The sequence below is a fragment of the Sphingomonas bacterium genome (assembly GCF_903642285.1).
Taxonomy (GTDB): Bacteria; Pseudomonadota; Alphaproteobacteria; order Sphingomonadales; family Sphingomonadaceae; genus Sphingomonas.
The window spans coordinates 1-16,388 of record NZ_CAHJWJ010000038.1 but is presented as its reverse complement, the minus strand read 5'-3'; the positions used below and the strand labels follow the sequence as shown (position 1 = coordinate 16,388).

Below are 16,388 nucleotides of genomic sequence, written 5' to 3'. Positions count from 1 at the left end.
GGCGGCGGCGGAATGGGCGGCGGCGGTGGTCGGCGCGGCGGCGGCGGCGGCAGCGAGGGGAGCAGCAGCACGCCGCAAGCGACGGAGCCCGTCCGCCAGGGTGCCGGACGCTACAGCTATCTGGACATTCCCGAGCCGGTGATCGCGGCCGATACGAACATGAACCGCGGGATCGACACCAACGAATTCGCCGCCGCGGCGGTAAGCCGGTTCAAGCTGCTCGACCGGAACGGGGACGGCGTGCTGAGCTGGGCCGAACTTCCCCATGTCCACGCGCGACCCGGCGGGATGCGCGGTCCCGGCGGCGGCGGGTACCACCGACCCCCGGCCGATCGATGAATGCGGTGATGGCAGGAGTAGGGGGACTCGAACCCACGGCCCTCGGTTTTGGAGACCGATGCTCTACCAACTGAGCTATACTCCTATCGTCTCGCCCTTAACGCCACGATCGCACAGGAGCAAGGTGGAAGCCGCGCGAAATAGCGTGCCGGTCCTCTTCAAAACGATGGCCGTGGATCGGACGGCCAGCTATGGGGGCCTACGGGGGGACAGACGATGAGACGACGCGTCCGCGGGGCGGATCCGGTGTTCGGCGCGCTTGCGCTAATGGGTGCGCTGGCGGGTGCGGTCCTGGTCGCCCCCGCGACGGGGATGGCGACCGATCCGGGCGTGCCCGATTTCGGGCCGATGCTCGAACGTTTCACCTATCCGCATCCGGTCGATATGCTGACGGTCGATATCGTCGGCCAGCCCGCGAGCATGGCGTTCATGGATATCGCGCCGCCGCGCCCCAACGGCCGGGCGGTCGTGCTGCTGCACGGCAAGAATTTCTGCGGCGCGACCTGGGAGACGACGATCGCCAGTCTGACCGCGGCGGGTTACCGGGTGCTCGTTCCCGACCAGATCGGCTTTTGCAAATCGTCCAAGCCGCGTGCCGCGCAATACAGCTTCGAGATGATGGCCGCGCTGACCCGCCGGTTGATGGAATCGCGCGGGATCATGAAGGCGTCGATCGTCGGGCATTCGCTGGGCGGCATGCTCGCGATGCGGTTCGCGATCATGTATCCCGAGATGGTCGACCGGCTGGTCCTGGTGAACCCGCTCGGGCTGAAGGATCGGTCCGAAGAGGGCTTGCCCTATCTCGATCTCGATACCCTGTGGGCGAGCGAGAAGAAGACCAGCTACGCAACGATCAAGGCGTATGAGCAGGACAATTACTACCACGGCACGTGGAAGCCGGCCTATGACCGCTGGGTCTGGATGATGGCGGGCATGTATCAGGGGGCGAACCGCGACGCCGTCGCGCTGGCGCAGGCGAAGACCAGCGAGATGGTCAAGACGCAGCCGGTCGCGCATGAACTGTACCGGATCACGCCGCCGACGACGCTGATCGTCGGCACGCTCGACCGGACGGCGTTCGGCCGTGCGCAGACGCCGGCCAATCTGCGCCGCTTCCTGGAGGCGATTCCGCTGGTCGCGCCCGCCGCGGCACGGCAGATGAAGGACGCGACCATCACCCGGCTGGAAGGGCTCGGTCATGCGCCGCAGGTCGAGGATCCGGCACGGTTCGATCCGGTACTGCTCGCCGCGCTCGACCGTCCGCGTCGCTAACCGTCCGCGTCGCTGGTGTCGGTCAATCGCAGCGGCGGTTCGGGTGGCTTGTTCTCGCCGCGGTGCGCCATCTTCCCGTCGACCTGCGCGCCCGCATCGATCGCCAGCGTTTCGTAGGACACGTCGCCGCTGATCCGCGCGGTTCGTTCGATGGTGAGCGCGACGACGGCGACCGACCCCTGGATCGTCCCCGCAAGTCGGGCGGTCCTTGCCTTCACGACGCCCTCGATCCGGCTCGACGCGCCCTGGATCAACTGCCCGCAATCGATGTCGCCCATGATCGCGCCGTCGACGTGCAGATCGGACGTCGTGATGACGTCGCCTTTGATCGCCACGTCTGCGCCGATCACCGACAAAGCGCCGCCAGGCCGCACCGGTCGTTCTGCCTTGCCACCGAACATCCGCAATTCCCCCGCGATTCGCGCGCGACGCTAGCACCAAAGCCGGTTAGGCGGCAGAACGGGGCGCAACGGATTGTCGTTTGCCGGCCTCCGCCTGACCGATGCCCGCCGCCGGCCGCCCTTCGTCGCGGCATAGCGCGTCGCGGCGAGGCCGATGGACCCGACCGTCAGCACCGAATCGATCGTCGCGGGCGGGGCCATCGCGAGGGTCAGCGCCAGACCGCTCGCCGCCAGCGTCGCGACGCCGATGACGGGCGGCAACGACCGCGTCGCCCCGCCGGTCAGACAGCGGACGACGACGCTGTTATAGGCGAAGGTCGATGTCATGCCGACGGCCTAGCAGGGTCGGGTTTCGATCGCCTTAAGGCACGGGATCGCCGGCCGGACGCTCGGTTGACCGGCGCGGGCCGGATGGGTATAGGCACGACCAGCCCGACGGGGATTCCTCGACGGGTATGCTTGAACATTGCTGGATGCATTCCAGGACCGTGGGCGCGCATGTCGCACCTCATGGTCCTTTTTGTATTCGAGGAGCATGTGGCTCCAGCAAAGTAACCATTTGAAAGGTGAAGGCTTCAATGCCGACGATCAACCAGCTGGTCCGCAAGGGCCGCGATCCGCAGAAGGCCAAGTCCAAGGTCCCTGCGATGGAACAGAACCCGCAGAAGCGCGGCGTCTGCACGCGCGTCTATACGACGACGCCGAAGAAGCCGAACTCGGCGCTGCGCAAGGTGGCCAAGGTCCGCCTGACCAACCAGCGCGAAGTCATCAGCTACATCCCGGGCGAAGGCCACAACCTTCAGGAGCATTCGGTGGTCCTGATCCGCGGCGGTCGTGTCCGCGATCTTCCCGGCGTTCGCTACCACGTCCTGCGCGGCGTGCTCGATACGCAGGGTGTGAAGGATCGTCGCCAGTCGCGTTCGAAGTACGGCGCCAAGCGTCCCAAGTAATCCAGCTAGAGTAAGCGCCGGACATGTTCCGGGGTCGCTGAAGATCAAAAGGAATTTGAAATGGCACGTCGTCGTCGCCCCGAAAAGCGCATCATCCTTCCCGACCCGAAATACGGGGACGAGGTGCTGTCCAAGTTCATGAATTCCGTCATGTATGACGGCAAGAAGTCGGTTGCCGAGCTGATCGTCTACGGCGCGATGGAAACCGTCGAGCAGCGTGCCAAGCGCGAGCCGATCGGCGTGTTCCATGATGCGTTGAACAACATCAAGCCGGGCATCGAGGTCCGTTCGCGGCGTGTCGGTGGTGCGACCTATCAGGTTCCCGTCGAAGTGCGCCCGGAGCGCGCCCAGGCACTGGCGATCCGCTGGCTCATCATCGCGGCCCGCGCCCGCAGCGAGAATACGATGGCCGCACGGTTGTCGGGCGAGCTGATGGATGCGGCCAACAACCGCGGCAACGCGGTGAAGAAGCGCGAAGACACGCACCGCATGGCCGAAGCCAACCGCGCCTTCTCGCATTACCGTTGGTAGGCGCTATATCGGGGGCAAGGAGGTACGGCGATGGCGACTGCACCCGACGCGTCGATCGACGATCTGAACCGGCAGTCGGCGCGGCTGGAAGCTGAGTCGCGCAAGTTGCGTGCCGAGGCGGACAAACTGAATGCCGAGCACTATAAGCTCGTTGCCGAACAGTATAAGTTGGAGTCCGAGCGTCTCAAGATCGATCGCGACAAGACGTTGTCACCATGGCTGCTCTTGGCGCAAGGCTTGATCGGGGGCGCTGCGCTGCTGGGATCGGCGCTGGCTCTACTGAAGTATCTTTCCGCGTAAGCGGCTTATTATCTACATCGAACCCAAGTTCACAAGGACTATCGATCATGGCCCGCAGCCATCCGCTCAGCATGTACCGCAATATCGGCATCATGGCGCACATCGACGCCGGCAAGACGACGACGACCGAGCGTATCCTGTATTACACCGGCAAGTCCTACAAGATCGGCGAGGTCCATGAAGGCACCGCGACGATGGACTGGATGGAGCAGGAGCAGGAGCGCGGGATCACGATCACGTCGGCTGCGACCACGTGCTTCTGGAACGATCACCGCATCAACATCATCGACACGCCGGGGCACGTCGACTTCACGATCGAGGTCGAGCGTTCGCTGCGCGTGCTCGACGGCGCGGTCGCATGCTTCGACGGCGTCGCGGGTGTCGAGCCCCAGTCCGAGACGGTGTGGCGCCAGGCCGAGAAATATCATGTTCCGCGGATGTGCTTCGTCAACAAGCTCGACCGCACCGGCGCGAGCTTCGAGCGGTGCGTCGCGATGATCAAGGATCGCCTCGGTGCGCGTCCGGCCGTGCTGTACCTGCCGATCGGCATCGAGGGCGGGTTCAAGGGCCTCGTCGATCTGGTCAACAACAATGCGATCATCTGGCTCGAGGAAAGCCTGGGCGCGAAGTTCGAGATCACCGAGATACCCGACGACTTGAAGGCGGCGGCGGCGACGGCGCGCAGCGAGCTGATCGAAATGGCGGTCGAGCAGGACGACGACCTCATGGAGGCGTATCTGGAGGGGACCGAACCCACGACCGCCGAACTGAAGGCGCTGATCCGCAAGGGCACGCTGAACTTCTCGTTCGTTCCCGTGCTGTGCGGTTCGGCGTTCAAGAACAAGGGCGTTCAGCCGCTGCTGGACGGTGTCGTCGATTATCTGCCGAGCCCATTGGACATCAAGGACGTCGAAGGCCTGAAGCTCGACGGCGAAACGCCCGACAGCCGGCCGCCTGCGGACGACGCGCCGATGTCGGCGCTGGCGTTCAAGATCATGAACGATCCTTTCGTCGGCACGCTGACCTTCGCCCGCATCTATTCGGGCAAGATGGACACCGCGTCGATGGTCATGAATTCGGTCAAGGACAAGAAGGAAAAGGTCGGCCGCATGCTGCTGATGCATGCGAACAGCCGCGAGGACATCCAGGAGGCGTTCGCGGGCGACATCGTCGCGCTGGCCGGGCTGAAGGATACCACGACCGGCGATACGCTGTGCGCGCAGAACGCGCCGATCATCCTGGAGCGGATGGAGTTCCCCGAGCCCGTCATCGAGCTGTCGGTGGAACCCAAGACCAAGGCCGACCAGGAGAAGATGGGCGTCGCGCTCAATCGCCTGGCGCGCGAGGACCCGTCGTTCCGCGTGTCCTCGGACGCCGAGAGCGGCCAGACGATCATCAAGGGGATGGGCGAGCTTCACCTCGAAATCCTGGTCGACCGCATGCGTCGCGAGTTCAAGGTCGAGGCGAATGTCGGCGCGCCGCAGGTGGCGTACCGCGAATATCTCGGCAAGCCGGTCGAGCTGACCTACACCCACAAGAAGCAGTCGGGCGGCTCGGGCCAGTTCGGCGAGGTGAAGGTGAAGGTCGTCCCCGGCGAGCGTGGTTCGGGCTACCAGTTCTTCGACGAGATCAAGGGCGGCAATATTCCCAAGGAATATATCCCCTCGGTCGAGAAGGGCATGCGCGAGACGGCGCAGACGGGGTCGCTGATCGGCTTCCCGATCATCGATTTCGAGGTGCACCTGATCGACGGCAAGTATCACGACGTCGACTCGTCGGCGCTCGCGTTCGAAATCTGTGCCCGCGGCGCGATGCGCGAAGCCGCGCAGAAGGCCGGCATTAAACTGCTCGAGCCGATCATGAAGGTCGAGGTCGTGACGCCTGAGGATTATCTGGGCGACGTCATCGGCGACATGAACAGCCGTCGCGGCCAGATCCAGGGCACCGACAGCCGCGGCAACGCGCAGACCGTCGAGGCGATGGTGCCGCTGGCGAACATGTTCGGATACGTCAACCAGCTGCGCTCGTTCACGCAGGGGCGCGCGCAGTACAGCATGCAGTTCTCGCATTACGACGAAGTGCCCGCGAACGTCGCCGACGAGGTGAAAGCCAAATTGGCCTGATTTCGACTACTGTCACCCCGGCCTTGTGCCGGGGGCCAGGGTTCGGGGCACAACATCGGTTGTCCACCTGGCCCTGGATACCGGGACGAGCCCGGTATGACGGATGCGGGAAGGGCTGGTGTCGGAAACAAACTATCGCTAAGGGCGCGCCTTCGCGTGTGGCCCGGCGGCCCCGGAATTCGAATCACAAGGTAGGAAAGCAATGGCCAAGGCAAAATTCGAGCGGAACAAGCCGCATCTTAACATCGGCACGATCGGCCACGTCGATCACGGCAAGACGTCGCTGACCGCCGCGATCACCAAGGTGCTCGCCGAGACGACCGGCGGCACCGCCGTCGATTTCGCGAACATCGACAAGGCGCCCGAAGAGCGTGAGCGCGGCATCACGATCTCGACCGCGCACGTCGAGTACGAGACGACCGCACGCCATTATGCGCATGTCGATTGCCCCGGCCACGCCGATTATGTGAAGAACATGATCACCGGTGCCGCCCAGATGGACGGCGCGATCCTGGTCGTGTCGGCGACCGACGGCCCGATGCCGCAGACGCGCGAGCACATCCTGCTCGCCCGCCAGGTCGGCGTGCCGGCGATGGTGGTGTTCATGAACAAGGTCGATCTGGTCGACGACGCCGAGATCCTCGAGCTGGTCGAACTGGAAATCCGCGAGCTGCTCAGCTCGTACGATTTCCCGGGCGACGACATTCCGATCATCCAGGGTTCGGCGACGTGCGCGCTGTCGGGTTCGAACGACACGTTCGGCAAGGACGCCGTGCTGGCGCTGATGAAGGCGGTCGACGAGTATATCCCGCAGCCCGAGCGTCCGCTCGACAAGCCGTTCATGATGCCGATCGAGGACGTGTTCTCGATTTCAGGTCGCGGTACGGTCGTCACCGGCCGCGTCGAGACCGGCATCGTCAAGGTCGGCGAGGAAGTCGAGATCGTCGGTATCCACCCGACCGTCCGCAAGACCACGGTTACCGGCGTCGAGATGTTCCGCAAGCTGCTCGACCAGGGCCAGGCCGGCGATAACGTCGGCGCGCTGATCCGCGGCGTGGCGCGTGACGAGGTCGAGCGTGGCCAGGTTCTCTGCAAGCCCGGCACGATCAAGCCGCACACGGACTTCTCGTCGGAAGTGTACGTGCTGTCGAAGGAAGAGGGTGGCCGTCACACGCCGTTCTTCGCCAATTACCGTCCGCAATTCTACTTCCGCACGACGGACGTGACCGGCACCGTCGAACTGCCCGAGGGCACCGAGATGGTCATGCCCGGCGACAACGTCGCGCTCGGCATCAAGCTGATCGCGCCGATCGCCATGGATGTCGGCCAGCGCTTCACGATCCGCGAGGGCGGTCGTACCGTCGGCGCAGGCGTGGTGAGCGGCATCACCAAGTAAGCTGTCCTTCGTCACCCCGGCCTTGTGCCGGGGTCCAGAGCCACGAGCGTCGTGTTCGTGGCTCGGGATGCCGGGACGAGCCCGGCATGACGGAATGGATGAGCCTCCGCCCATCGCGCAGAAATGCGCGCAGGGCGGTTGCCTTTTTTCAGGGGTGTCGCTAAGGGCGCTCCTCCAGTTTTCAAGTACGGTTCTTTCTCCGTCATCCCAGCGAAGGCTGGGATCTCAACCCGCCGGCGCGACGCCAGCGGCACGAGCCCCCCGCCAACGGGCCCCATCAAAGTAATACTTTGATGGGAACCCATCGCGGGGGTGACGGCCGGGGCCGTCATCTTTCGCATCGGTAGGGACCATGGACAGCAACATCCGCATTCGCCTGAAGGCGTTCGATCACCGCGTGCTCGACCAGGCGACCGGCGACATCGCCGACACCGCGCGCCGCACCGGCGCGCTGATCCGTGGCCCGATCCCGTTGCCGACGCGCATCGAGAAGTTCACGGTCAACCGCGGCCCGCACATCGACAAGAAGTCGCGCGAGCAGTTCGAGGTGCGCACCTACAAGCGCATGCTCGACATCGTGCAGCCGACACCGCAGACGGTCGATGCCTTGATGAAGCTGGACCTCGCGGCAGGCGTTGACGTCGAGATCAAGCTGGCCTAAGGGCTCGCTTCCCGCGGTCGACCGGAAGGTCCTCCGGGAGCAACGACATTGAGATACCGCTAGCCGCTTCGGCGGTTAGGACAGCGTCTCCCGTCACGTTTTTGCGTTTGCAGGAACACCAGCCCGGGACGGGGGCACGCTTCGCTTTATCCGGGCTGATTGGGTCGCATCGGGGCATCCCGTCTGCGAGCCGCAAGCACCCTGCAATCGTGCGGGTGCCTCTGTAGGGAGCAAGGATCATGCGCACTGGCGTGATCGCGAAGAAGATGGGGATGACCCGCCTGTTCCAGGATGACGGTCGGCACGTGCCGGTCACCGTCCTGGCGCTCGAAGGCAACCAGGTCATTTCCGTTCGCGAAATGGATCGTGACGGCTACACCGCCGTCCAGCTTGGCGCAGGCGTCGCCAAGGCGAAGAATGTCTCGAAGCCCGAGCGCGGCCATTTCGGCAAGGCCGAAGTGGCGCTGAAGGCGGTCATCCACGAGTTCCGCGTCGATGCGGACGGCCTTCTCGACGTTGGCGCGGAAATCTCCGCCGACCATTATGTCGCGGGCCAGATCGTCGACATCCAGGGCAAGACGCAGGGCAAGGGTTTCCAGGGCGGCATGAAGCGCTGGGGCTTCAAGGGCCTTCGCGCCACCCACGGCGTTTCGGTCTCGCACCGTTCGCTGGGGTCGACCGGCCAGCGCCAGGATCCGGGCAAGGTCTTCAAGAACAAGAAGATGGCCGGGCACATGGGCGACAAGTTCCGCACCCAGCAGAACCTCGAAATCGTATCGACCGACGTCGAGCGCGGCCTTCTGTTCGTCAAGGGCTCGGTGCCCGGATCGAAGGGTGGCTGGTTGTTCGTCAAGGACTCGGTCAAGGTCGCGCGTCCCGACGCCGCACCGTTCCCCGCCGGGCTGAAGAGCGCCGCGAACAGCAACACCGCCTCCGACACCCCGGCCGACACGGCCGAGGCGCCGGTCGCGACCGATGGCCAGGAGGGCTGAACGTGAAGGTCAAGGTTCATTCCTTCGCAGACGACGCAGGCATCGCGGACGTCGAACTCAACGACGAGGTCTTCGGCCTCGATCCGCGCGCCGACATCCTGCACCGCGTCGTCACCTGGCAGCTCGAGAAGCGTCGCGAGACGGCACGCGGCACGCGTGAGCGCGCCGATGTGGCGCGCACCGGCAAGAAGTTCGGTCGCCAGAAGGGCGGCGGTACGGCGCGTCACGGCGATCGCCGCGCGCCCGTCTTCATCGGCGGCGGCAAGGCGCATGGTGCTCGCGTTCGCGATTTCAATCCATCGCTGAACAAGAAGATCCGCGCGCTCGGCCTGAAGATGGCGCTCAGCAGCCATGCCAAGGCGGGCTCGCTGTTCGTCATGGACAGCCTGGTCGTCGACGGCGGCAAGACGAAGACGCTGAAGGGCGATCTCGCCAAGCTCGGCTTCGGCAAGACGCTGGTGATCGACGGCGACATGGTCGAGACGAGCTTCGCGTTCGCCGCGGGCAATTTGCACGACATCAACGTCCTGCCGGCGGCCGGTGCCAACGTCTACGACATCCTGAAGCATGACACGCTGGTGCTGACCCGCGCCGCGGTCGAAAAGCTGGAGGCGCGCTTCAATGGCTAAGCCGCAGAAGTCGGTCGACATCCGTCACTATGACGTGATCGTCGGTCCGCACATCACCGAGAAGGCGACGCTGCTCAGCGAGCACAACGCCGTGGTGTTCAAGGTCGCGAACGACGCGACCAAGCCCGAGATCAAGGCCGCAGTGGAAGCATTGTTCGGCGTCGACGTCCTGGGCGTGAATACGATCGTCCAGAAGGGCAAGACGAAGAAGTGGAAGGGCACGCCCTACACGAAATCCGACATCAAGAAGGCGATCGTGACGCTCAAGGACGGTCAGTCCATCGACGTGACGACGGGGGTCTGAGGATATGGCACTCAAGCATTATAATCCGACCAGCCCGGCACGGCGTGGTCTCGTCCTCGTCGACAAGTCGTCGCTGTGGAAGGGCAAGCCCGTCAAGGCGCTGACCGAAGGCAAGCACAAGACCGGCGGCCGCAACAACAAGGGTCACGTGACCTCGCGCGGCATCGCCGGCGGCCACAAGCAGAGCTATCGCCATATCGATTTCAAGCGTCGCTTGTGGGACGTCGAGGGCACCGTCGAACGGATCGAATATGATCCCAACCGCACCGCCTTCATCGCGCTCATCAACTATGGCGACACGCCGGAAGGCAAGCCCAACGTCGCGTACATCATCGCGCCGCAGCGGCTTGCGGTCGGCGACAAGGTGCTCGCCGCGAAGAAGACCGACGTGAAGCCGGGCAATGCCATGGAACTGGGCCAGATGCCCGTCGGCACCATCGTCCACAATGTGGAGATGAAGCCGATGAAGGGCGGGCAGATCGCACGGTCGGCCGGCACCTATGTGCAGGTGGTCGGTCGCGACAAGGGCATGGTGATGGTGCGCCTGAATTCGGGCGAGCAGCGCTATATCCGCAGCGATTGCATGGCGACGGTCGGCGCGGTGTCGAACCCCGACAACCAGAACCAGAATTTCGGCAAGGCCGGTCGTTCGCGCTGGATGGGCATCCGCCCGCTGACGCGCGGCGTCGCCAAGAACCCGGTCGACCATCCGCATGGCGGTGGCGAAGGCCGGACCTCGGGCGGTCGTCATCCGGTGACCCCGTGGGGCAAGCCCACCAAGGGTGCCCGCACCCGTCACAACAAGTCGACCGACAAGATGATCATCCGGTCGCGTCATTCGACGAAGAGGAAGGGCTAAGATGGCTCGTTCAGTCTGGAAGGGGCCGTTCGTCGAACTGAGCCTGCTCAAGAAGGCGGAGACCGCGCAGGATTCGGGTGGCCGTGCGCCGATCAAGACCTGGTCGCGCCGTTCCACCATCCTGCCGCAGTTCGTCGGCCTGACGTTCAACGTCTATAACGGCCGCAAGTTCGTGCCGGTGTCGGTCAACGAGGACATGGTCGGCATGAAGCTCGGCGAGTTCGCGCCAACGCGGTATTTCCCGGGTCACGCCGCGGACAAGAAGGGCAAGCGCTGATGTCGAAGCAAGCAAGCCCGCGCAAGGTCGGCGACAAGGAAGCCTTGTCGGTCGGTACGCAGATCCGGGGGTCCGCGCAGAAGCTGAACCTGGTCGCGGGGCTGATCCGCGGCAAGAAGGCCGGCGACGCGCTCAACATCCTGACCTTCTCGACGAAGGGCATGGCTGTCGAGGCGCGCAAGGTGCTCGCGTCCGCGATCGCCAATGCCGAGAACAACCACAATCTCGACGTCGACGCGCTCGTCGTCGCCGAGGCCAGCGTCGGCAAGGGCATCGTCATGAAGCGCTTCGCCACCCGCGGCCGCGGCAAGTCGACGCGCATCCTGAAGCCGTTCTCGCGGCTTCGTATCGTCGTCCGCGAGCAGGAAGAAGCATAATGGGTCAGAAGAGCAACCCGATTGGTCTGCGCCTGCAGATCAACCGCACCTGGGACAGCCGCTGGTTCGCGGAAGGGGCCGATTATGGTCGTCTCCTCCTGGAGGATCTGAAGATCCGCACCTTCATCATGACGTCGCTGCCCCAGGCCGCGATCTCGAAGGTGGTCATCGAGCGTCCGGCCAAGCTGTGCCGCATCTCGATCTACGCGGCGCGTCCCGGTGTCATCATCGGCAAGAAGGGCGCGGATATCGAGAAGCTGCGCGGCACGATCGGCAAGATGACCGCATCCACGGTGTCGCTGAACATCGTCGAGATCCGCAAGCCGGAAGTCGACGCCAAACTGGTCGCGCAGGGGATCGCGGATCAGCTGGAGCGCCGCATCGCGTTCCGCCGTGCGATGAAGCGTGCGGTCCAGTCCGCGCTTCGTCTGGGTGCGGAGGGTATCCGCGTCGCCTGTGGCGGCCGTCTGGGCGGCGCGGAAATCGCGCGTTCGGAAAGCTACCGCGAAGGCCGGGTGCCGCTTCACACGCTGCGGGCGAACATCGACTATGCCGAAGCGACCGCGCACACGTCCTACGGCGTCTGCGGCGTCAAGGTCTGGGTCTTCAAGGGCGAGATCCTCGGCCATGATCCGATGTCGCAGGACCGGCTGATGATGGAGGCTCAGACCTCCGGCGTGCGCCCCGCGCGCGATGACCGTCGTTAACCGGCGTCGTTAAGGATTACACGACATGTTGCAGCCAAAGCGCACCAAGTTCCGCAAGGCCTTCAAGGGCCGGATCCACGGCGATGCCAAGGGCGGTTCGTCGCTCAACTTCGGCTCGTTCGGGCTGAAGGCGATGGAGCCCGACCGGATCACCGCACGCCAGATCGAGGCGGCCAGGCGGGCGATCACGCGTCACATCAAGCGCCAGGGGCGTTTGTGGATCCGCATCTTCCCCGACGTGCCGATCTCGTCGAAGCCCGCCGAAGTCCGCATGGGCAAGGGCAAGGGTTCGCCGGAATTCTGGGCGGCACGCGTGAAGCCCGGCCGGATCCTGTTCGAACTCGACGGCGTCGAGGGCAAGATCGCCGCTGAGGCGTTCGAGCGGGCAGCGATGAAGCTGCCGATCAAAGTGAAGGTCGTCGCCCGCCTGGGCGACACCAGCCACCTCGGAGGCGAGTAAGATGGCCAAGGCTACCCCCAAGATCGATCTCGTCGGCCAGAGCGACGACCAGCTGAACGAGAGCCTCGGCAATCTGAAGCGCGAGCAGTTCAACCTCCGCTTCCAGGCGGCGACGAACCAGCTCGAAAAGCCGAGTCGCGTCCGCGAAGTCCGTCGCGACATCGCCCGGATCAAGACCATGCAAGCCCAGCGCACCGGCGCTGGCGCGGCCAAGTAAGGACAATATCATGCCGAAGCGCGTGCTGACCGGACTGATCGTGTCCGACAAGGGCAACAAGACGGTGGTCGTGAACGTGGAGCGCAAGGTCAAGCACCCGCTCTACGGCAAGATCATCCGCCGTTCGAAAAAGTACCACGCCCATGACGAGGCGAACGAATACAAGCAGGGCGAAACCGTGCGGATCGAAGAGACCGCACCGATCTCCAAGCTGAAGACCTGGAAGGTCGTCGATCGGGTGAACACCCATGCGACGCCCGAACGGGTCGAGCTGTCGGGCGAAGAGGCCGCGGCGGCCTGAAGGCTACACCACCCCCGCGAAGGCGGGGGCCCAGGTGCGAGCCGTTGAGTAATTGAGCGCTGATCTGCATTGCGCAGCAGCTCGGTACTGGGCCCCCGCCTTCGCGGGGGTGGAGCTTAAGCAGGTTTCCGGTCGGTATCGGAGCCATAGGTGAGAAGGAAGCGGATCGATGATCCAGATGCAGTCCAATCTCGACGTCGCTGACAATAGCGGCGCGAAGCGGGTGCAGTGCATCAAGGTGCTTGGCGGGTCCAAGCGCCGCACGGCCAGCGTCGGCGACATCATCGTCGTCTCGATCAAGGAAGCGCAGCCCCGCGGCCGCGTGAAGAAGGGCGACGTCCACCGCGCGGTGATCGTCCGGACCGCCAAGGACATCCGCCGCGCGGACGGTTCGGTGATCCGGTTCGATTCGAACGCGGCGGTACTGGTCAACAAGAACGAGGAGCCGATCGGCACCCGTATCTTCGGGCCCGTGGTCCGCGAACTGCGCGGTCGCAAGCACATGAAGATCATCTCGCTCGCGCCGGAGGTGCTGTAATGGCGTCCGCTCGTATCAAGAAGGGTGACAAGGTCATCGTCCTGTCCGGCAAGGACAAGGGCAAGACCGGCGAAGTCACGATGTCGATGCCCAAGGACGGCAAGGTCGTCGTGTCGGGCGTGAACATCGCGGTCCGCCACACCAAGCCGACGCAGGGCGACCCGCAAGGTGGCCTGAAGCGCAGCGAAGCGCCGATGCACGTCTCCAAGGTGGCGCACGTCACCGCGGACGGCAAGGCGACCCGCGTTCGTTTCGAGACCAAGGACGGCAAGAAGGTCCGCATCGCGGTCAAGACCGGAGACCAGATCGATGTCTGATTACAAGCCCCGCATGAAGGCGAAGTACGACGACGAGGTCGCCAAGGCGATGACCGAGAAGTTCGGCTACAGGAACGCCATGGAAGTGCCCCGGATCGAGAAGATCACGCTCAACATGGGCGTGGGCGAAGCGACCCAGGACAAGAAGAAGGTCGACCAGGCCGCCGGCGAGATGGAGCTGATCGCAGGTCAGAAGCCCGTCGTCACCAAGGCGAAGAAGTCGATCGCGCAGTTCAAGCTGCGCGAGGGCATGCCGATCGGCGTGAAGGTCACGCTTCGCCGCGAGCGGATGTACGAGTTCCTCGACCGCTTCATCACGATCGCGCTTCCCCGCGTTCGCGATTTCCGCGGGCTGAACCCGAAGAGCTTCGACGGTCGCGGCAATTACGCCTGCGGCCTGAAGGAGCAGATCGTGTTCCCCGAGATCAACTATGACCGGATCGACAAGGTCCGCGGCATGGACGTGATCGTGACGACGACCGCGAAGACCGACGACGAGGCGCGCGAGCTGCTCCGGCTGTTCGGTTTCCCGTTCCCGATCGAAGAAGAAGCTGCCGAGAAGAAGGCGGCGTAACGACCTTGTGGCTGCGCGAAGGCGGGGACCCAGACCGGGCACCCGCCTTCGCGGGTGAACAAAAGAGAGAAAGAACTTAAGTCGATGGCGAAACTGAGTTCAGTGAACAAGAACGAGCGTCGCAAGCGCATGGTCAAGCAGTATGCCTCGAAATACGCGGCGCTGAAGGCCAAGGCGAACGACAAGACGCTCGACGATGGCGAGCGGCTGATCGCCCGGTTGAAGATGGCGGAATTGCCGCGCAATGCGAACCGCACGCGGATCCGCAATCGCTGCCAGCTGACGGGCCGGCCGCGCGGCAATTATCGCAAGTTCGGCCTGTCGCGGATCATGCTGCGTGAATTGGGCAATAAGGGCCTGATTCCCGGCCTCACGAAGTCGAGCTGGTAAGGAAGCATCATGGCAGTGACCGATCCCGTGGGTGACCTGCTCACCCGCATCCGCAACGGCCAGCGCGCGAAGAAGGACAGCGTCCTTTCGCCCGCGTCGAAGCTGCGCGTCCGCGTGCTCGACGTGCTGCAGCGCGAAGGCTATATCCGCGGCTATAGCGACGAGCAGATGGGCCCCGCCGCCGGCCTTCGCATCGAGCTGAAATATTTCGAGGGTCAGCCCGCGATCAAGCATGTCGCGCGCGTCTCCAAGCCCGGTCGCCGGGTGTACAGCGGCTCGCAGGAGCTGCCGCGCATCATGAACGGCCTCGGCATCACCATCGTCTCGACGCCCCGCGGCGTGCTCTCGGATGCCGAAGCGCGCGAGCACAATGTCGGCGGCGAAGTCCTCGCGGAGGTGTTCTGATGAGCCGCATCGGCAAGAAGGCGGTCCCGGTCCCGGCTGGCGTCACCGCGACGATCAACGACGGCACGCTGAGCGTGAAGGGTCCCAAGGGCATCCTGACGCTCGTGCTGCGCGACGAAATCGCCTATGCGGTCGAGGATGGCACCATTTCGGTGAAGCCGGCCAACGACAGCAAGCAGGCGCGGGCCTTCTGGGGCATGCAGCGCACGATGGTGCAGAATCTGGTAACCGGCGTGACCGACGGCTTCACCAGGAAGCTGCTGATCACCGGCGTCGGCTACCGCGCCGCAGCGCAGGGTCGCAGCCTGAAGCTCCAGCTCGGCTACAGCCACGACGTCAACATCGATGTGCCGGAAGGCCTTGAGGTGAAGACGCCCGACAACACGACCGTCGAGATCAGCGGATCGGACAAGCAGAAGGTCGGTCAGCTGGCCGCCGAGATCCGCCGCTGGCGCAAGCCCGAGCCTTACAAGGGCAAGGGGATCAAGTACGACGGTGAGTTCATCTTCCGCAAGGAAGGGAAGAAGAAGTAATGACCAAGGGTCTCTCTCTTTTCGCAAAGCGCCGCCGTCGCAACCGGACCGCGCTCAGGGCGCGTGCCGGGATCCGTCCGCGGCTCCATGTCCATCGTTCGGGCAAGCATATCTATGCCCAGGTGATCGACGACAAGGCCGGCACGACGCTGGCGTCGGCGTCGACGTTGACGGGCTTCGAGGGTTCGGGCGCGAACATCGCCGCGGCGAGCGACGTCGGCAAGCGCGTGGCGGAAGCCGCGAAGGCGGCCGGTGTCACGCAGGTCGTGTTCGATCGCGGCGGCTTTCTCTACCACGGCCGCGTCAAGGCGCTGGCCGATGCCGCGCGCGAAGCCGGATTGGAGTTCTAAGACATGGCCGATACCAACGATATCCAGTCCCAGCCCGGCAACCCCGCCGTGCCCGAGACTTCCGCCGGCGATGCCGGCGCTAACACCGGCGCTGGTGCCGGTGGCGGTTATCAGGGCCAGGGCGGCGGCGGCGGCCGCGGTCGTGGCGGTCCCGGCGGCGGTGGCGGTCGCGGTGGCCCCGGCGG

The 16,388-nt window shown here is 64.6% G+C and carries 27 protein-coding genes, 1 tRNA gene and 1 pseudogene; 26 read left to right on the top strand and 3 right to left on the bottom strand.

The genetic code is table 11. The features are described 5' to 3' along the window. Positions 1-339, top strand: a pseudogene (locus HUU99_RS14550) (EF-hand domain-containing protein); the annotation flags it as partial. Positions 340-348: 9 nt separating this feature from the next. Here HUU99_RS14550 and HUU99_RS14545 read toward each other — a convergent pair. Next, positions 349-424 (bottom strand) — tRNA-Trp (locus tag HUU99_RS14545). A gap of 131 nt (positions 425-555) precedes the next feature. On the opposite strand from HUU99_RS14545, the gene HUU99_RS14540 reads away from it, so the two are divergent. Then, positions 556-1,611, top strand: a complete 1,056-nt coding sequence (locus HUU99_RS14540; RefSeq protein WP_174287297.1) for an alpha/beta fold hydrolase — start codon at positions 556-558, stop codon at positions 1,609-1,611. Here the strand turns inward: HUU99_RS14540 and HUU99_RS14535 are convergent. Beyond that, positions 1,608-2,012 carry a bactofilin family protein gene (locus tag HUU99_RS14535; RefSeq protein ID WP_174287296.1) on the bottom strand — a complete coding sequence of 135 codons (405 nt, stop codon included), beginning with the start codon at positions 2,010-2,012 and terminating at the stop codon, positions 1,608-1,610. The genes HUU99_RS14540 and HUU99_RS14535 overlap by 4 nt on opposite strands. 30 nt (positions 2,013-2,042) lie before the next feature. Further along, the gene (locus tag HUU99_RS14530) at positions 2,043-2,339 is read right to left on the bottom strand and encodes a hypothetical protein (protein WP_174287295.1); all 297 of its coding nucleotides are present in this window, start codon (positions 2,337-2,339) and stop codon (positions 2,043-2,045) included. A 251-nt stretch (positions 2,340-2,590) separates the two neighbouring features. Between HUU99_RS14530 and rpsL the strand changes: the two genes are divergently transcribed. The 24 genes from rpsL to HUU99_RS15420 form a co-directional block, all read left to right on the top strand. Next, complete coding sequence (rpsL, locus tag HUU99_RS14525) at positions 2,591-2,962, top strand: 30S ribosomal protein S12 (RefSeq protein ID WP_019516007.1); 372 nt, start codon at positions 2,591-2,593, stop codon at positions 2,960-2,962. Between the two features lie 60 nt (positions 2,963-3,022). After that, positions 3,023-3,493: a 30S ribosomal protein S7 gene (gene rpsG, locus HUU99_RS14520; protein WP_174287294.1), complete on the top strand. Its 471-nt coding sequence runs from the start codon at positions 3,023-3,025 to the stop codon at positions 3,491-3,493. A gap of 30 nt (positions 3,494-3,523) precedes the next feature. Then, entirely contained in the window at positions 3,524-3,793 is a 270-nt protein-coding gene (locus tag HUU99_RS14515) for a hypothetical protein (protein ID WP_174287293.1), read from the top strand. Between the two features lie 47 nt (positions 3,794-3,840). Beyond that, entirely contained in the window at positions 3,841-5,916 is a 2,076-nt protein-coding gene (gene fusA, locus HUU99_RS14510) for an elongation factor G (RefSeq protein ID WP_174287292.1), read from the top strand. A 202-nt stretch (positions 5,917-6,118) separates the two neighbouring features. Then, the gene (gene tuf, locus HUU99_RS14505) at positions 6,119-7,312 is read left to right on the top strand and encodes an elongation factor Tu (RefSeq protein ID WP_174287291.1); all 1,194 of its coding nucleotides are present in this window, start codon (positions 6,119-6,121) and stop codon (positions 7,310-7,312) included. Positions 7,313-7,664: 352 nt separating this feature from the next. Further along, positions 7,665-7,973, top strand: coding sequence for a 30S ribosomal protein S10 (gene rpsJ / locus HUU99_RS14500; protein WP_007406109.1), 309 nt, complete (start codon positions 7,665-7,667; stop codon positions 7,971-7,973). 239 nt (positions 7,974-8,212) lie between these two features. Beyond that, positions 8,213-8,965: a 50S ribosomal protein L3 gene (rplC, locus tag HUU99_RS14495; RefSeq protein ID WP_174287290.1), complete on the top strand. Its 753-nt coding sequence runs from the start codon at positions 8,213-8,215 to the stop codon at positions 8,963-8,965. A gap of 2 nt (positions 8,966-8,967) precedes the next feature. Beyond that, positions 8,968-9,594: a 50S ribosomal protein L4 gene (gene rplD / locus HUU99_RS14490; RefSeq protein WP_174287289.1), complete on the top strand. Its 627-nt coding sequence runs from the start codon at positions 8,968-8,970 to the stop codon at positions 9,592-9,594. After that, positions 9,587-9,898 carry a 50S ribosomal protein L23 gene (locus HUU99_RS14485; protein ID WP_174287288.1) on the top strand — a complete coding sequence of 104 codons (312 nt, stop codon included), beginning with the start codon at positions 9,587-9,589 and terminating at the stop codon, positions 9,896-9,898. Before rplD ends, HUU99_RS14485 begins: the two co-directional genes overlap by 8 nt. Positions 9,899-9,902: 4 nt before the next feature. Beyond that, a complete protein-coding gene (rplB, locus tag HUU99_RS14480; RefSeq protein WP_174287287.1) occupies positions 9,903-10,757 on the top strand; it encodes a 50S ribosomal protein L2 in 855 nt (284 codons plus the stop codon). 1 nt (position 10,758) lies between these two features. Continuing rightward, complete coding sequence (rpsS, locus tag HUU99_RS14475; RefSeq protein WP_151955496.1) at positions 10,759-11,034, top strand: 30S ribosomal protein S19; 276 nt, start codon at positions 10,759-10,761, stop codon at positions 11,032-11,034. Beyond that, entirely contained in the window at positions 11,034-11,411 is a 378-nt protein-coding gene (rplV, locus tag HUU99_RS14470) for a 50S ribosomal protein L22 (RefSeq protein WP_174287286.1), read from the top strand. The genes rpsS and rplV overlap by 1 nt, the downstream gene beginning before the upstream one ends. Further along, positions 11,411-12,118 (top strand): 30S ribosomal protein S3, encoded by a 708-nt coding sequence (gene rpsC / locus HUU99_RS14465; RefSeq protein WP_174287285.1) that lies wholly within the window; start codon positions 11,411-11,413, stop codon positions 12,116-12,118. Before rplV ends, rpsC begins: the two co-directional genes overlap by 1 nt. Positions 12,119-12,143: 25 nt before the next feature. After that, positions 12,144-12,578 carry a 50S ribosomal protein L16 gene (gene rplP / locus HUU99_RS14460; protein ID WP_174287284.1) on the top strand — a complete coding sequence of 145 codons (435 nt, stop codon included), beginning with the start codon at positions 12,144-12,146 and terminating at the stop codon, positions 12,576-12,578. 1 nt (position 12,579) lies between these two features. Further along, positions 12,580-12,795, top strand: a complete 216-nt coding sequence (gene rpmC, locus HUU99_RS14455; RefSeq protein ID WP_254603251.1) for a 50S ribosomal protein L29 — start codon at positions 12,580-12,582, stop codon at positions 12,793-12,795. Between the two features lie 10 nt (positions 12,796-12,805). Then, complete coding sequence (gene rpsQ / locus HUU99_RS14450) at positions 12,806-13,096, top strand: 30S ribosomal protein S17 (RefSeq protein ID WP_174287283.1); 291 nt, start codon at positions 12,806-12,808, stop codon at positions 13,094-13,096. A gap of 169 nt (positions 13,097-13,265) precedes the next feature. Further along, positions 13,266-13,634, top strand: a complete 369-nt coding sequence (gene rplN, locus HUU99_RS14445) for a 50S ribosomal protein L14 (protein ID WP_174287282.1) — start codon at positions 13,266-13,268, stop codon at positions 13,632-13,634. Then, positions 13,634-13,951 carry a 50S ribosomal protein L24 gene (rplX, locus tag HUU99_RS14440; protein WP_174287281.1) on the top strand — a complete coding sequence of 106 codons (318 nt, stop codon included), beginning with the start codon at positions 13,634-13,636 and terminating at the stop codon, positions 13,949-13,951. The genes rplN and rplX overlap by 1 nt, the downstream gene beginning before the upstream one ends. Continuing rightward, on the top strand, positions 13,944-14,525 hold the full coding sequence (rplE, locus tag HUU99_RS14435; RefSeq protein WP_174287280.1) for a 50S ribosomal protein L5: 582 nt from the start codon (positions 13,944-13,946) through the stop codon (positions 14,523-14,525). Before rplX ends, rplE begins: the two co-directional genes overlap by 8 nt. Before the next feature lie 84 nt (positions 14,526-14,609). Beyond that, positions 14,610-14,915 (top strand): 30S ribosomal protein S14, encoded by a 306-nt coding sequence (gene rpsN, locus HUU99_RS14430; RefSeq protein ID WP_174287279.1) that lies wholly within the window; start codon positions 14,610-14,612, stop codon positions 14,913-14,915. Between the two features lie 9 nt (positions 14,916-14,924). Continuing rightward, on the top strand, positions 14,925-15,320 hold the full coding sequence (rpsH, locus tag HUU99_RS14425) for a 30S ribosomal protein S8 (protein ID WP_174287278.1): 396 nt from the start codon (positions 14,925-14,927) through the stop codon (positions 15,318-15,320). Then, entirely contained in the window at positions 15,320-15,853 is a 534-nt protein-coding gene (rplF, locus tag HUU99_RS14420; RefSeq protein WP_174287277.1) for a 50S ribosomal protein L6, read from the top strand. Before rpsH ends, rplF begins: the two co-directional genes overlap by 1 nt. After that, positions 15,853-16,203, top strand: coding sequence for a 50S ribosomal protein L18 (gene rplR, locus HUU99_RS14415; protein ID WP_174287276.1), 351 nt, complete (start codon positions 15,853-15,855; stop codon positions 16,201-16,203). The genes rplF and rplR overlap by 1 nt, the downstream gene beginning before the upstream one ends. Before the next feature lie 3 nt (positions 16,204-16,206). Further along, the coding region (locus tag HUU99_RS15420; RefSeq protein ID WP_217430840.1) for a hypothetical protein at positions 16,207-16,388 on the top strand (182 nt) is incomplete at its 3' end.

Bases quoted from the DNA above. Each gene is read 5' to 3' on its own strand.
- HUU99_RS14540 (WP_174287297.1), top strand. From the start codon at position 556: ATGAGACGACGCGTCCGCGGGGCGGATCCGGTGTTCGGCGCGCTTGCG.
- HUU99_RS14535 (WP_174287296.1), bottom strand. From the start codon at position 2,012: ATGTTCGGTGGCAAGGCAGAACGACCGGTGCGGCCTGGCGGCGCTTTG.
- HUU99_RS14530 (WP_174287295.1), bottom strand. From the start codon at position 2,339: ATGACATCGACCTTCGCCTATAACAGCGTCGTCGTCCGCTGTCTGACC.
- rpsL (WP_019516007.1), top strand. From the start codon at position 2,591: ATGCCGACGATCAACCAGCTGGTCCGCAAGGGCCGCGATCCGCAGAAG.
- rpsG (WP_174287294.1), top strand. From the start codon at position 3,023: ATGGCACGTCGTCGTCGCCCCGAAAAGCGCATCATCCTTCCCGACCCG.
- HUU99_RS14515 (WP_174287293.1), top strand. From the start codon at position 3,524: ATGGCGACTGCACCCGACGCGTCGATCGACGATCTGAACCGGCAGTCG.
- fusA (WP_174287292.1), top strand. From the start codon at position 3,841: ATGGCCCGCAGCCATCCGCTCAGCATGTACCGCAATATCGGCATCATG.
- tuf (WP_174287291.1), top strand. From the start codon at position 6,119: ATGGCCAAGGCAAAATTCGAGCGGAACAAGCCGCATCTTAACATCGGC.
- rpsJ (WP_007406109.1), top strand. From the start codon at position 7,665: ATGGACAGCAACATCCGCATTCGCCTGAAGGCGTTCGATCACCGCGTG.
- rplC (WP_174287290.1), top strand. From the start codon at position 8,213: ATGCGCACTGGCGTGATCGCGAAGAAGATGGGGATGACCCGCCTGTTC.
- HUU99_RS14485 (WP_174287288.1), top strand. From the start codon at position 9,587: ATGGCTAAGCCGCAGAAGTCGGTCGACATCCGTCACTATGACGTGATC.
- rplB (WP_174287287.1), top strand. From the start codon at position 9,903: ATGGCACTCAAGCATTATAATCCGACCAGCCCGGCACGGCGTGGTCTC.
- rpsS (WP_151955496.1), top strand. From the start codon at position 10,759: ATGGCTCGTTCAGTCTGGAAGGGGCCGTTCGTCGAACTGAGCCTGCTC.
- rplV (WP_174287286.1), top strand. From the start codon at position 11,034: ATGTCGAAGCAAGCAAGCCCGCGCAAGGTCGGCGACAAGGAAGCCTTG.
- rpsC (WP_174287285.1), top strand. From the start codon at position 11,411: ATGGGTCAGAAGAGCAACCCGATTGGTCTGCGCCTGCAGATCAACCGC.
- rplP (WP_174287284.1), top strand. From the start codon at position 12,144: ATGTTGCAGCCAAAGCGCACCAAGTTCCGCAAGGCCTTCAAGGGCCGG.
- rpmC (WP_254603251.1), top strand. From the start codon at position 12,580: ATGGCCAAGGCTACCCCCAAGATCGATCTCGTCGGCCAGAGCGACGAC.
- rpsQ (WP_174287283.1), top strand. From the start codon at position 12,806: ATGCCGAAGCGCGTGCTGACCGGACTGATCGTGTCCGACAAGGGCAAC.
- rplN (WP_174287282.1), top strand. From the start codon at position 13,266: ATGATCCAGATGCAGTCCAATCTCGACGTCGCTGACAATAGCGGCGCG.
- rplX (WP_174287281.1), top strand. From the start codon at position 13,634: ATGGCGTCCGCTCGTATCAAGAAGGGTGACAAGGTCATCGTCCTGTCC.
- rplE (WP_174287280.1), top strand. From the start codon at position 13,944: ATGTCTGATTACAAGCCCCGCATGAAGGCGAAGTACGACGACGAGGTC.
- rpsN (WP_174287279.1), top strand. From the start codon at position 14,610: ATGGCGAAACTGAGTTCAGTGAACAAGAACGAGCGTCGCAAGCGCATG.
- rpsH (WP_174287278.1), top strand. From the start codon at position 14,925: ATGGCAGTGACCGATCCCGTGGGTGACCTGCTCACCCGCATCCGCAAC.
- rplF (WP_174287277.1), top strand. From the start codon at position 15,320: ATGAGCCGCATCGGCAAGAAGGCGGTCCCGGTCCCGGCTGGCGTCACC.
- rplR (WP_174287276.1), top strand. From the start codon at position 15,853: ATGACCAAGGGTCTCTCTCTTTTCGCAAAGCGCCGCCGTCGCAACCGG.